General features: G+C 59.2%; 14 protein-coding genes, 1 other RNA gene and 1 pseudogene. 10 read left to right on the top strand and 6 right to left on the bottom strand.

Annotation, left to right across the window (positions count from 1 at the left end; all coding sequences use genetic code 11):
- Positions 1 to 7: 7 nt before the first annotated feature.
- Positions 8 to 104: signal recognition particle sRNA small type (gene ffs / locus C4S59_RS02975), an RNA gene on the bottom strand.
- Between the two features lie 160 nt (positions 105 to 264).
- Here ffs and nudC point away from each other — a divergent pair.
- The 4 genes from nudC (at position 265) to C4S59_RS02955 (ending at position 3,478) form a co-directional block, all read left to right on the top strand.
- Entirely contained in the window at positions 265 to 1,227 is a 963-nt protein-coding gene (gene nudC, locus C4S59_RS02970) for an NAD(+) diphosphatase (RefSeq protein ID WP_103909402.1), read from the top strand.
- Positions 1,228 to 1,268: 41 nt separating this feature from the next.
- Complete coding sequence (locus C4S59_RS02965; protein WP_103908969.1) at positions 1,269 to 1,733, top strand: SRPBCC family protein; 465 nt, start codon at positions 1,269 to 1,271, stop codon at positions 1,731 to 1,733.
- A 90-nt stretch (positions 1,734 to 1,823) separates the two neighbouring features.
- A complete protein-coding gene (locus C4S59_RS02960) occupies positions 1,824 to 2,669 on the top strand; it encodes a fumarylacetoacetate hydrolase family protein (RefSeq protein ID WP_103908968.1) in 846 nt (281 codons plus the stop codon).
- A 23-nt stretch (positions 2,670 to 2,692) separates the two neighbouring features.
- Positions 2,693 to 3,478 (top strand): DUF4198 domain-containing protein, encoded by a 786-nt coding sequence (locus C4S59_RS02955; protein ID WP_103908967.1) that lies wholly within the window; start codon positions 2,693 to 2,695, stop codon positions 3,476 to 3,478.
- Positions 3,479 to 3,559: 81 nt separating this feature from the next.
- On the opposite strand, the gene C4S59_RS02950 is transcribed toward C4S59_RS02955, so the two are convergent.
- The 4 genes from C4S59_RS02950 to hemC form a co-directional block, all read right to left on the bottom strand.
- The gene (locus C4S59_RS02950; protein WP_103908966.1) at positions 3,560 to 3,856 is read right to left on the bottom strand and encodes an EthD family reductase; all 297 of its coding nucleotides are present in this window, start codon (positions 3,854 to 3,856) and stop codon (positions 3,560 to 3,562) included.
- A 10-nt stretch (positions 3,857 to 3,866) separates the two neighbouring features.
- Positions 3,867 to 4,886, bottom strand: a complete 1,020-nt coding sequence (locus C4S59_RS02945) for an FAD-binding oxidoreductase (protein WP_103908965.1) — start codon at positions 4,884 to 4,886, stop codon at positions 3,867 to 3,869.
- A 5-nt stretch (positions 4,887 to 4,891) separates the two neighbouring features.
- Positions 4,892 to 6,124, bottom strand: coding sequence for a cytochrome P450 (locus tag C4S59_RS02940; RefSeq protein ID WP_103908964.1), 1,233 nt, complete (start codon positions 6,122 to 6,124; stop codon positions 4,892 to 4,894).
- Positions 6,125 to 6,441: 317 nt separating this feature from the next.
- On the bottom strand, positions 6,442 to 7,413 hold the full coding sequence (gene hemC, locus C4S59_RS02935; protein WP_103908963.1) for a hydroxymethylbilane synthase: 972 nt from the start codon (positions 7,411 to 7,413) through the stop codon (positions 6,442 to 6,444).
- Between the two features lie 95 nt (positions 7,414 to 7,508).
- On the opposite strand from hemC, the gene hemE reads away from it, so the two are divergent.
- A complete protein-coding gene (gene hemE / locus C4S59_RS02930) occupies positions 7,509 to 8,537 on the top strand; it encodes a uroporphyrinogen decarboxylase (protein WP_103908962.1) in 1,029 nt (342 codons plus the stop codon).
- A gap of 484 nt (positions 8,538 to 9,021) precedes the next feature.
- Positions 9,022 to 9,243 carry a hypothetical protein gene (locus tag C4S59_RS19765; protein WP_234994660.1) on the top strand — a complete coding sequence of 74 codons (222 nt, stop codon included), beginning with the start codon at positions 9,022 to 9,024 and terminating at the stop codon, positions 9,241 to 9,243.
- On the opposite strand, the pseudogene C4S59_RS19760 reads toward C4S59_RS19765, so the two are convergent.
- Positions 9,144 to 9,428, bottom strand: a pseudogene (locus C4S59_RS19760) (EamA family transporter); the annotation flags it as partial. The gene C4S59_RS19765 and the pseudogene C4S59_RS19760 overlap by 100 nt on opposite strands.
- Before the next feature lie 205 nt (positions 9,429 to 9,633).
- Here C4S59_RS19760 and C4S59_RS02920 point away from each other — a divergent pair.
- From C4S59_RS02920 to C4S59_RS02905, 4 genes are all read left to right on the top strand, one after another.
- A complete protein-coding gene (locus C4S59_RS02920; protein ID WP_103908961.1) occupies positions 9,634 to 10,578 on the top strand; it encodes an ABC transporter ATP-binding protein in 945 nt (314 codons plus the stop codon).
- Positions 10,575 to 11,336, top strand: coding sequence for an ABC transporter permease (locus C4S59_RS02915; RefSeq protein ID WP_103908960.1), 762 nt, complete (start codon positions 10,575 to 10,577; stop codon positions 11,334 to 11,336). Before C4S59_RS02920 ends, C4S59_RS02915 begins: the two co-directional genes overlap by 4 nt.
- A 99-nt stretch (positions 11,337 to 11,435) precedes the next feature.
- Positions 11,436 to 11,903, top strand: a complete 468-nt coding sequence (locus C4S59_RS02910; RefSeq protein WP_234994659.1) for a cupin domain-containing protein — start codon at positions 11,436 to 11,438, stop codon at positions 11,901 to 11,903.
- Between the two features lie 45 nt (positions 11,904 to 11,948).
- Complete coding sequence (locus C4S59_RS02905; protein WP_103908959.1) at positions 11,949 to 13,181, top strand: MFS transporter; 1,233 nt, start codon at positions 11,949 to 11,951, stop codon at positions 13,179 to 13,181.
- Positions 13,182 to 13,241: the final 60 nt, after the last annotated feature.

Genomic DNA, 13,241 nt, shown 5'->3' with positions numbered 1-13,241 from the left:
GGGATAAGGTGAGAGGCTGGACAACGACCCAAGCGGGGCTCGTTACGGCTGCTTCCTTCCGGACCTGACCGGGTTGGCGAGGCGCTCGCCCGCGCCAACCTCTCGCTGATGCACATAGTAAAGCCGCACCGGATTCGCAAGGTCCTGTTGTCATTCCATGCGATGGGACGGGCGGGCGCTTTGATCAAAAAAGCCAAAGTCCTTGATTTTACCCCCTGCGCTGTCATGTCTGTCCCTACCAAAAAAAACGACGGAGGCAGGGCGATGCAGATTTCAGAAGAGGTGACCTTTGGCGGTGGCCAGTTAGAGCGCGCTGCCGAATTGCGTGGCAAGCCCGAGTTGCTGGACCCGCTGCGCGCCTCTGGAAATGCACGTGCGGTGATCATCTGGCGCGGCAAGCTGTTGGTCACGGGCGACCCAGACGTGGCATTGATGCGGCTTCCGACCGATCACCCAGCCATTCAGGCCGACTGGCCTGAGACGTTTCTGGGCCGCGACGGCGAAACGGCTTTGTTCGGCTATGACGCCTCTGTCTGGGAACCCGAGGACCTCGACGCTTCGGCCATGGGCAGTTTTATTGATGCAACCGAACAGGTGCATCCGGACATTGAAGGTGCGCGCTTTGCCGAACTGCGCCGGATTATGACGCGCCTGACGCCGCTTGAGGCCGAGATCGGCGCGACCCTGAAAGCCCTGTGCGAATGGCACCGGACGCATAAATTCTGCAGTCGCTGTGGCGAACCGTCGGATATCAGCATGTCGGGTTGGCAGCGCAACTGCGGCACCTGCTGCGCGCCGCATTTCCCGCGCACCGATCCGGTTGCGATCATGCTGGTCACTCACGGCAACAAAACCCTGCTGGGCCGCTCGCCCGGTTGGCCCGAGGGTATGTATTCTTGCCTAGCGGGCTTTGTTGAACCCGGGGAAACCATCGAAGGAGCGACCCGCCGCGAGGTGTTCGAGGAATCCGGCGTCAAAGTGGGCGCGGTGCGCTATGTTGCCTCGCAGCCTTGGGCCTTCCCGAATTCACTGATGTTCGGCACCCACGCCGAGGCTTTAACGACCGAAATCCATCTGGACCCGAACGAATTGGAAGACGCCAAATGGGTCACGAAAGAGGAATTGGTCGCCTCATTCGCAGGTGAGAACCCCATGCTTTTGCCCGCACGACGCGGCGCTATTGCCCAGTTCCTGTTGCGCAATTGGCTTGCGGATCGCATGGATTGATGCACAATATCGCGCAAAAATAACGAGTTGGAGCAGGCACCGTGGAAATCACCGCACAAGAGGATATCGAAGGCTCTCTGGAGCAGGTTTTCGACGGCCTGAGCAACTTTGAGCAATTCGAACGTGCGATCCTGCGCCGCGGCGTCGATGTGCGCCGGATTGACGAGGTTGATGAACCCACTGTCGGCATGCGCTGGGCGTCGGAATTCCGCTATCGTGGTAAAACGCGTCAGGCCGAAATCACGCTGACCCGCTTTGACCGCCCGAACGCGATGCAGTTCCAAAGCACCTCGGCCGGTCTGACGGTGATCACCGATCTGGAATGCCTGTCCCTGTCGCGGTCCCGCACACGCGTCAGCATTACCTGTACGTTGAAGCCCAAGACACTGTCGGCGCGTATCCTTGTGCAGTCGATCAAGCTGGCCCGCAGTTCCGTCCAACGAAAATTCCGCGCCCGCGCCAGCGATTTCGCCCGCGAGTTCGAGAAGAAGCTGAAGACCGGTTAAGCCTTTCTGTCCGGACAACGTATCGGGTGGATTGTATCTTTCCGACAGGTCGCTACCTTGCCCCAAAGTTCATACGGGAGGATAAGAGCCATGAAACTTGTACGCTATGGGGAAAGTGGCGCGGAAAAGCCGGGTTTGCTGGATGCGGACGGCGCGATCCGTGATCTGAGCGGTGTTGTCGATGACATCGCGGGTGACGTGCTGACAGATGACGGTCTGGCGAAACTGGCCGCAGTCGACCCCGCCAGCCTGCCTTTGGTGGATGGCAACCCGCGCTTTGGCCCCTGCGTCGGTCAGGTCGGCAAGTTTCTGGCGATTGGTCTGAACTATGTGGATCACGCGGCCGAGGTTGGCGCGAAACTGCCCGAAGAGCCCATCGTGTTTTCCAAGGCCATCACCTGCATCACCGGCCCGAATGACACCGTCGAAATCCCGCGCGGCTCGGTTCAGTCCGACTGGGAGGTCGAGCTGGGGTTTGTTATCGGCAAGAAGGCGAAATACGTGTCCGAAGCGGACGCGATGGATTATGTCGCAGGCTACTGCATTGTGAATGACGTCAGCGAACGCGACTTCCAGATGCGTCGGTCTGGTCAGTGGCTGAAGGGTAAATCCCACGATACATTCGGCCCCATCGGCCCGTGGCTGGTGACCAAGGACGAGGTCGCTGATCCCCATGATCTGAAGATGACCTGTTCGGTGAACGGTGAAATCCAGCAGGATGGATCGACCAACACGATGCACTTCAAAGTGCCGCAGATCATCGCGCATCTGACCCAGTTCATGACGCTTATGCCCGGCGATGTGATCGCCACAGGCACACCGCCCGGGGTGGGCATGGGGAAAAACCCGCCTATGTTCCTGAAAGACGGTGATGTGATGGAGCTGACCGTCGAAGGTCTGGGACATCAACGGCAGGTTTGCCGTTCAGCGGAGTAAGCATAATGGCGCGATGGCGGGGAATGTTACTGGGGTTGGCTTTGGCCTTGCCGCAGTCTTTGTGGGCACATGAGTTCTGGATTTCGCCCGAAACCTACCGCGTCGCGCCAGATGAACCGATCCTTGTCCATCTACGGGTGGGCGAGAATTTCAAAGGCTCATCCTACGCCTATATCCCGCCGAACTTTACCCGCTTTGACGTGGTCATGGGCGACGAGGTGATGGCAGTTGAAGGTCGTGCTGGCGACCGGCCTGCGATGAATATGGCGGTCGGGCAGGAAGGGCTGGCTGTCATCGTGCACCAGACCCGTGCCTATGATCTGACCTACAACGAGTTTGAGAAATTCGTGAATTTCACCAAGCACAAGGATTTCACCTGGGCTTTGGATCGTCTGGAAGAACGTGGCCTGTCGGGTCAGAAGGTGCGCGAAAGCTATACTCGCTTTGGCAAATCGCTGGTGGCAGTTGGAAACGGGCAGGGCGCGGACCGCGAGGTTGGTCTTGAGATCGAGATCGTGGCAGAAGCCAACCCTTATACCGATGATCTGAGTGCCGGATTTCCGGTGCGCGTTCTGTATCAGGGCGCGCCGCGCGCGAACGAACAGGTCGAGCTGTTTGCACGGTCCGGCGATGAGGTGGTTGTGAGCCAGTACCGCACAGATGCCGAGGGCCGCGTTGTCCTGCCGGTTGAGGCAGGCGTCGAGTATCTGGTGGATTCCGTGCTGTTACGCGAGCTTGAGGTTCAGGCAGAAGGCGATGCTGCTTGGGAATCCATCTGGGCCAGCCTGACGTTCCGCGTCCCTGAATAAAGCTGTCGGATCGGGTCAGCCGATCCGACATTTGTTACTTAGCGCGCTTATTCGGTCGCGGGCGGCGCCTCTCGGGCCGGATCACGACGCGTAGTGCAGGATTTCCAAACCACCTGTGGCGAAATTCGCGGTGTCGGCTTTGGCGGCCTCCCCCTCGGGCGAGGCCAAAGCAGCGCCCATCGCCTCTGCGCTGTCGAAATCGGCTTCGAACTTGGCAATGAATGGCGCGGCGCCCTCTGGTCCCTGAAGGTTCAGGGTATAGCGCAGGTTCTTTGCCCCGGGCAGGGCCTGCGCAATCGGCAGGTGGGTGTCGGTATAGTAGCGGCGGAAGGCCTCGGGATCTGTCGGCTGACCGTAAAGCACCATCAGTGTATGCATGTTGTTCTCCTCATTCCGCCGCGATCTTGGCGGCCTCTGTAAATTCTTCCTTGAAGGTGCGGCGGGGCGGCAGGCGGCGGCGTTTCAGCGCTTTGCCAGCAGCGTCGACCATGGCGGGCGGGCCGCACAGATAGGCCGACATGCCCTTGCAACTGCTGAAGTCCTCCAGCACGCAATCGGTCACCATGCCGGACCGTTCCTGCCATGCTTCCTCGGACAGGCAGGGACGATAATGGAAGCGGGGGTGTTCGGCATCCAGCGCGCGGAAAAACTCGACGTCATACAGGTCCGCCTGACCGCGCCCGCCGTGATACAGGAAAATCTCGGGGATCAGATCATGGGCAAGCGCATGGAGCACAATGGATTTCATCGGTGCCAGACCCGTTCCGCCCGCAATCAGGATGGCGGGGTCGTCCTGCGCTTCGAACAGGCCGAAGTTGCCCAATGGGCCCTTCATATTGACTTGGTCGCCAACGGACGCAGATTTGAACAGCCATCCATCCGTAGCCAGACCGCCGGGCGTGCGTTTGATATGGAATTCCAGGCCTCGCGTTTCGGACGGCGCGTTGGCCATGGAATACTGCCGCCAAACATCGGTGCCGGGCACGTTCAGTTCGGCATATTGCCCCGCAAGAAACGGCATCTCGGCGTCCAGTTCGATCACCAGACGGCGGGTGTCGCGGGCGATATCCTCTAGCACCGCAATCCGGCCTGACACGTCGCGCATCGGATGATGGGTGACGCTGTCGTCGATCTCGGCCAGCGGTTCGATCAGCATGTCGGATTGCGCGTGGGCCTGACAGGCCAGAACAATGCCCGCGTCGCGTTCTTCCTGTGTCAGCGTTTCAAAAGGCGATCCACCATGATCGAACGATCCGGCGTCAACACGGCATTTGCAGCTGCCACAGGTGCCTTGGGTGCAGTTGTGTGGCAGCCAGATGCCTTCCCGAAGAAAGGCATCCAGCAGGGATTGGTCCGCACTCGCAAGCGCGGACCTTTCGCCATCGTTCAAAGAAATCTTGAACGCCATAGGGCTTAGACCTCCCACTTTGCGTGCAGCTCTTTCGGGCCGCGGAAGCCCCAGCCCCAGAAGTCGATTTCCTTGGTTTCGTCCCGTTCCAGATTGGGAATGGTTTCGAACAGTTCTTCCAGCCCGATCCGGCAGACTTCAGAGGCAAAGTAGGTGCCCGCACAAGCGTGTGGGCCCGCACCAAACGCAATATGTGGCACCGGTTTGCGATCCATGTCGAACTTGGACGGCGCGTCATAGTCGTTGGCGTCGTGGTTGGCCGATCCGTAGGACAGCATCACCACCGAACCGGCAGGCAGATTAACGCCCGCAACAGTGGTGTCTTTTTTCGCCTGACGTGCCACAGCCGACCAGATCGGAGAGGTCCAGCGCAGGCTTTCGGAAATCGCCCGACGGATCTGTTTCGGGTTGTCGATGACGCGTTCGAACTGTTCGGGGTTGGTCCAAAGCCCCGCGATGGTCGATGCCATGGCATGACCGGGTTCTTGCATCGCGCCTAGCAGGAAGACGAAAAGCGTCGGGTAGATACGTTCGCGGTCGCGTGTTTTGCCCTCGGGCATACCGTCATGCAGCCAGTGCGACAGGGCGCTGTCATCGGGGTTCTTTTCCCAGTTATCCAGCAGCGGATCGACAACTTCGCGGATTTCGGCACGTGCCTCGTCACCCGGTGTAAAGCCCTCGGGGTTGGCCCAATCGCCGTTTTCGTCTACGGCCGCATTGGTGAAGGATACCGACAGCTTGTGGAACCATTCGCGCAGCTTGTCCGAGCTGACGGATTGCAGGCCCAGCAAGTCGCCCAATGCGCGCACGCTGACCGGTTCGCAGAAGGTTGCGACCAGATCGGCCGCGCCTTTGTCTTCGATGGCTTCGACGTAACGGCGGGCAATCGGGCGAACGAGGTCTTCGACATAGCCATCAACCGCGCGCGGCTGAAGCGCCGGATCGACCATGCAGCGCAGTTCTTTGTGCTCGGGTCCGTTTACGTTCAGCACGTTGGGATGACCAAACGTGCGCCCGCCCGCAGGCGAGATAAATCCGCCCCATGTTTCGCCATCCTTGGCGATCGCACGACAGGCTTCCTTGGTGGAAGCGATGTAAAGTCCCAGTGCCGGAATAAAGGCAACAGGGGCTTCTTTCCGCAGGCGTTCGTAAAAAGGATACGGGTTATTTTCCAACTCTTGGATTGTGATGTTCGCGATCCAATCAGGCGTATCGTGCAACCGGGTGTTTCCGTCCATAAGTGTGCGCCTCCTCCGCGCAGACAAACTTCGACCGGCACAGGAAAAGCGTGTGTTTCCTGCGTGGTGATCAAGTGGTGTAGTGGTGGTTCCCCAGCGAAACTCTGTGCGTGAAAGCGGCCTTTGGAAAGGTATGGCGCAATACCCGATACTTTTGGGGGTATTCCGCCGAAAAACGCGTCGGATTCGCGTGTCTAAACGCCTACTTTTCCGTGAAAACACCGGATATTCTGGATGCCGTTGTGCACAGAAAGCCCCGACCACAGATGTGATCGGGGCTTTGTCAGGTGCAAATTGGAATCATGTCAGCAGGCGCGTTACGCGGTTGGTTTTTCGATCCAGTCGAAGAAACCGGGGCCCGTGCGATCAAGCAGCGATTTGGCCAGCGTCCGGCCGATGGTGGCGGCGTCTTCTGCGGGGCCTGTCAGGCTGTCTGCGATGGCCTCGGTGCCGTCGGGGCGAAGGACCTCTCCGCGCAGGGTGATTGTGTCGCCGTCCAGTTCCGCCAGCGCCGCGATGGGCGTTTCGCAAGAGCCGTCGAGTTCAGCAAGAAAGCTGCGTTCCGCGTCAAGCCGTGTGGCGGTGTCCGCGTCGTGGATCGCATCCAACATCGCCTTGGCGCGCTCGTCGCTGACGCGGCGTTCGATGCCGATTGCGCCTTGTGCCACGGCGGGCAGCATATCGTCAGGCGAAATTGCGCGTTTCGGGACGCTGTCCATACGCAGGCGGTTCAAGCCCGCCATCGCAAGGAAGGTCGCGCAGGCCACGCCGTCATTCAGCTTTTTCAGGCGGGTTTGCAGGTTGCCGCGGAATTCGACGACCTGAAGATCGGGGCGGCGGTGCAGAAGTTGTGCACGGCGGCGGAGCGACGAGGTGCCCACAACCGCGCCCTGGGGCAGGTCGTGGATCGTGTCGTAGTCTTCGCAGATAAACGCATCGCGCACGTCTTCGCGGGGCAGAAAGCAATCGACGATCAGGCCGTCAGGCTGGACTGTGGGCAGGTCTTTGGACGAATGGACCGCGATGTCGATGCGGCTGTCCAGCATCGCCTCTTCGATTTCCTTGGTGAACAGACCTTTGTTGCCGATCTCTTTCAGCGGACGATCCGCGTCGATCAGGCTGCGGTCGTCGCCGGTCGTCTTGATCACCACAATTTCAAAGCAGTTGTGGGTCAGATCATGGGCGGCGGCCAGACGGTCGCGGGTTTCGTGGGCTTGCGCCACGGCCAGCGGCGAACCGCGGGTGCCGATACGAAGCGGGCTGTCGGGAGTCGGTAGCTGAATGTTCATGCGACAGCATTAGCTGCGTCATTTCGGGCTGACAACCGGCCTTGACATGTGGGGACGGACATTGGACCACGGTCACAACACTTTAGGAGGCCCTCATGACCAAAACCATCCTGCGCGCTCTGAAAGGCGAAACGCTGCCCACACCGCCGATCTGGATGATGCGGCAAGCGGGTCGCTACCTGCCGGAATACCGCGCAACACGGGCCGAGGCGGGCGACTTTCTGTCGCTGTGCTACAACTCCGAACTGGCGGCCGAAGTTACGCTGCAGCCGATCCGCCGCTACGGGTTCGACGCGGCGATCCTGTTTGCCGACATCCTGTTGCTGCCGCAGGCGCTGGGCGCGGATCTGTGGTTCGTGACCGGCGAAGGGCCGCGTTTATCGACGATCACGTCGGATGCGGATTTCGACAAGCTGGGTCGCGGCGAGATGATCCACGACACGTTGAACCCCGTCTACGAAACCGTGCGCATCCTGCGCCGCGAGCTGCCCGAGGAAACCACGCTGATCGGTTTTGCCGGTGCGCCTTGGACGGTAGCTACTTATATGATCGCGGGTCGGGGTACGCCGGATCAGGGGCCGGCCCACGCAATGAAAGAAGAAAACCGTGCGCTGTTCGAAAAGATCATCGACCGCCTGACGGAATCCACGATCGATTATCTGACCGAGCAGGTGAAGGCCGGTGCCGAGGTTGTCAAAATCTTCGACAGCTGGGCGGGGTCGCTGAAGGGTGACGATTTCATCAAATACGCGCAGGAACCGGCGCGGATTATCACCTCTGAACTGAAGTCGCGTTTCCCTGACCTGCCGGTCATCGCATTCCCGCGTCAGGCGGGTGATCATTACATCGGCTTCCATCAGGCAACGGGTGCCGACTGTGTGGCGATTGATGACAGCGTTACGCCGGAATGGGCCGCCGAGCATGTTCAGGTGTCGGGTTGCGTGCAGGGCAATCTTGCGTCGTCCCATATGGTGACAGGCGGCGATGCGCTGGTGGCGGAAACCAAGCGTGTGGTCGAAGCCTTCCGCAACGGCCCGCACATCTTCAACCTTGGCCACGGCATTACACCGGATGCGGACCCTGAAAACGTCAAGTTGATGATCGACACTGTGCGCGGCATGTAAGCCGCGCTCAGGTGCTGACTTTGGGTGGGGGCGCGGCCTGGCTTTCTGGTGTGCCAGAACATAAAGCCCCGCGCCGATGATCAGGGCGCAGCCGATCCAGACCTCGATCGTGGGCCATTCGCCGAAGACCAGCCACCCCAACAGGATGGCCAGCGGCATGCCGATATATTCAAATGGTGCGATGATGGCGGCTTTGGCCAGCCTGTAGGATTGCGTCAGGGTGAACACCGTGATGGCGGATAGAACGCCCAGCAGCGCAAGGATCAAAAGGTCCTCTGCCGGGGGCACGATCCACGGTTTGACGATGAATAGCAGGCTTTCATTCGTGGTGTTTGCGGCAAAGCGCCCGTCGCCCGCCATAAGGAACATGGACGCGCAGATGATCAGAAAGATCGATTGCGTATAAACCGCCATCGCAGAGGCCCGCGTTGTCAGGCCCAGTTTTCGCGTCAGTGTCTGGGTCAGGGCGTAAAGAAACGCAGCCATGATCGGCAGGAAAAAGACCAGCGTCGGCGTGTCGGTCTCGCCCGAGCCCCATGGGCGCTGCATCACCATAACGCCCAGAAATCCCACGCAAACCGCTACGATGCTGGCGGCGCTGACCGCTTCTTTTAGCAAGAACACGGACAGGAGAGTGATGAACAGGGGCGCCACAAAGAAAAGCGCTGTGACCTGCGCCAAGGGCATGACCGCGACGGCGGCGTAAAAGGTCAGGTTGGCCATCACGATGCACAAACCGCGCAGGATATGGATCACCGGAGTGCGCGTTCGCAGTGACGTTAGCCCCCCGTCAAATCGGAGAAAGGCCAGGATCAACGCCAGTCCGATAAAGGACCGTATGGCGATGATTTCATGCAGCGGGTAGTCCGCTGATAACCATTTGACCAGCATGTCGTTTATCGAAATCGCGATGATACCGATAACCACAAGCGCGATCCCAGCTGCTGGCCGGTTTGTATAAATCTCTGTCGTCATGCGTCTGTTAATGTTTGTTGTCTGGAACGACTAAACCGAAATGCACGTTAGCTCTGCGTTAGTGCGCATTGCTAAAGGATTAAGCATTGGTAGAGTGCGCGTCTGGAAAGTGAGGTGGCGTATGACTGGAATGGTCGAAATCGATGACGTCCGAAAAATATATGATGGCGGCTTCGAGGCGCTGAAAGGTGTCACTCTGACTATTGAAAAGGGTGAGATTCTGGCTTTGCTCGGCCCCAATGGCGCGGGCAAGACCACGCTGATTTCCACGATCTGCGGATTGGTGACGCCGACGGGCGGGCACGTCCGTGTGGGTGGTCACGACGTGATCACCGACTACCGTGCCGCGCGCACGATGGTTGGCTTGGTGCCGCAGGAAATCAACCTTGAACCGTTTGAAAAGGTCATCAACACGGTGCGTTATTCCCGTGGTTTGTTCGGCAAGCCGCGCGATGATGCGCGCATCGAACAGATTTTGCGCCGCCTGTCGCTTTGGGACAAACGCAACTCGGCCATTCGCGAATTGTCCGGCGGTATGAAGCGCCGCGTGCTGATCGCCAAGGCGCTGTCCCATGATCCGCGTGTGTTGTTTCTGGATGAACCCACCGCTGGCGTCGATGTGGAATTGCGTCGCGACATGTGGGAGATCGTCGAAGAACTGCGCGCCGATGGCGTGACCATCATCCTGACCACCCACTACATCGAAGAGGCCGAAGCCATCGCCGACCGGATCGGTGTGATCTCGGGCGGGCAGTTGTTGCTGGTCGAGGAAAAAGACGCGCTGATGCAGCGTTTGGGGCAGAAGCAGCTGTGCATCGAATTGCAGCAGTCGCTGTCGGAGCTTCCTGAAGCGCTGGCCGACTTCGATTTGGACCTGTGTGATGACGGCGCGTCGCTGGTCTACACCTATGATACCGCCGCGGAACGCACAGGCATCGCCCGCCTGATCGCCGCGTTGACCGCCGAAGGCCTGAGCGTGCGCGATATTCAGACGCGCCAGAAGTCGCTGGAAGACATCTTTGTCGACCTTGTCCACAACACCGGAAACAAGGAGGACGCGGCATGAACTGGACCGCTATCGCAGCCATCTACAAGTTCGAAATGGCGCGTTTCTTCCGCACCCTTGCGCAAAGCTTTATTTCGCCTGTCATTTCGACATCGCTCTATTTCGTGGTCTTCGGCGCCGCCATCGGCAGCCGCATCGATCAGGTCGAAGGTGTCAGCTATGGGGCGTTCATCGTGCCGGGTCTGGTGATGCTGTCGGTGATCACTCAGGCGATTTCCAACGCGTCCTTCGGCATCTATTTCCCGAAATTCATCGGGACGATGTACGAATTCCTGTCGGCCCCCATCAATTTCCTTGAAATCGTGATGGGCTTTGTCGGGGCCGCCGCGACAAAAGCGTTGTTCATCGGGATCGTGATCCTTGGGACCGCCGCGCTGTTTGTGGACCTGCAAATCGCGCACCCCTTGGCAATGCTGTCGTTCCTGCTGCTGACCTGTCTCAGCTTTTCGTTGATGGGGTTCATCATCGGCATCTGGGCCAGCAACTTTGAACAGCTGCAACTGGTGCCTTTGTTGGTCGTGACGCCGCTTATCTTCCTTGGCGGGGCGTTCTATTCGATCTCGATGCTGCCGCCGTTCTGGCAGACGGTCGCCCTGTTCAATCCAGTGGTCTACCTGATTTCGGGCTTCCGCTGGTCATTCTACGGGCTGGCCGATGTGCCGATCTTTGTCAGCCTTCTGGCGATTGGGGGCTTTACCGTCATCTGCATGGGCGTGATCTGGTGGATTTTCCGCACCGGTTGGCGCATCCGGGCCTGAGCCTCAAAACGACAAAAACGTGTCGCACATAGGCAAGTGCGACACGTCGTGATTCGATTAGCCTGTTTGGACAATTCACGCTGCAATGGGAGATGCGGCATGGACTATTCCAACGAAGATATGCCCGTCGTCGACATGCCGGCAGGCGAGGTACACACAGTCGAAACCGATTTCGCAGCGGTCATGGCGGCAATGCCAGTCGTGTCCAATGCGGCGCATGCGCCCCTTGAGGGCGGCGAAGACCCTGCGTTTGGCACGGTACTTTGGCGCACGCTATTTTCGGCTGACCGCACGCAGACATCCGGCATGGTCCTGGGGGTCGCTGAATTCGGTCCTGAAGGCACGCTGTGCGCACACCGCCATGATCCGTCCGAGTTCTACTTCGGTCTGTCCGGGTCAGGCATAGTCACAATCGATGGCGTGGCACACGAACTGTCGTCCGGCATCGCGCTCTATATCCCTGAAAATGCGGAACATGATGTTGTCGCAGGTCCTGATGGTTTGCGCTTTCTCTACGGCTTCCCGCGCGATAGCTTTGCGGATGTGAATTACCGCTTCTCGGGCTGAATTTCAGCACTCGCCAAGGGGCAACAATCGGCGTAAAGCAAACGCATGGCCCGTATTGTTCCCCTTGAAGACGCCCGCACGTTGCCATTCTGGCAGCGGCCCGTCACGCTATTGTTCCTCATGGCGATTGCCATGCCGCTTAGCTTTTCGACATGGTCAGCGCTGCTGAACAACTTTGTCATCGAGGTCGGCGATTTCGACGGCTCTGACATCGGCTGGCTGCACACCGTTCGCGAAATTCCGGGGTTTCTGGCAGTCGGTGTGATTGTCGTGATCATGTTTATGCGGGAACAGGTTCTGGCCATGGTCGCGCTGTTGATGCTGGGGGCGGCGACGGCGGTCACGGCTTGGTTCCCGTCCATGGGTGGTATCCTGACGATCACCATGCTGTCGTCGATCGGCTTTCACTATTACGAAACGGTGAACCAGTCTTTGCAGCTGCAATGGCTGCCGAAAAACCGCGCGCCGCAGGTGTTGGGCCAACTGGTGGCTGCCGCGTCCGCGGCGACGCTGGTGGCCTATGTGCTGATCGTGATGACGTGGGAGTCGTTAGATCTAAGCTACAACTTCGTCTACCTCGCGTCGGGCGGGCTGACGATTGTCATTGTGGCCTACTGCATTCTGGCCTTCCCTCAGTTCGAAGCGCCTAATCCGCAGGTCAAGAAATTCGTCCTGCGTCGTCGGTACTGGCTGTATTACCTGCTGCAATTCATGGCCGGTGCGCGCCGCCAGATCTTTGTGGTGTTTGCGGGCTTCATGATGGTCGAACGCTTTGGTTTTGACGTGCACGAAGTTACGGCGCTTTATCTGATCAACCTAATCGCAAACATGATCTTTGCCCCCCTGATGGGCCATGCCGTGCACCGTTTCGGCGAACGCAATGCGCTGGTGTTTGAATACGTGGGTCTGGCTGCCGTGTTCCTTGCCTATGGCGGTATCTACTGGTTCGGCTGGGGCGTGGTGCTGGCGGCGGTTCTGTATGTGCTGGACCACCTGTTTTTTGCACTGGCCTTGGCGCTGAAAACCTATTTCCAGAAGATCGCCGATCCGGGCGATATCGCGCCAACGGCGGCGGTGGCCTTTACCATCAATCACATCGCAGCGGTCTTCCTGCCTGCGCTTTTGGGCTATCTTTGGCTGCAATCGCCGCAGTTGGTGTTTCTGATGGCATCCGGCATGGCGCTGACCTCTCTCGGCCTTGCGCTGTTGATCCCGCGTCATCCGGAACCGGGTCGTGAAACCGTGTTGTCGCGCCCGCTGCCCGCGCCTGCGGAATAATCGCGGCGCTTGCGAAAACCTGCGCGGCGTGGAAGAAGCCCGCGAAACCGTTCTTGACCG

This window comes from Thalassococcus halodurans (genome assembly GCF_900108225.1).
GTDB classification, from domain to species: domain Bacteria; phylum Pseudomonadota; class Alphaproteobacteria; order Rhodobacterales; family Rhodobacteraceae; genus Thalassococcus; species Thalassococcus halodurans.
This window is presented reverse-complemented; position numbering and strand designations above follow the sequence as displayed.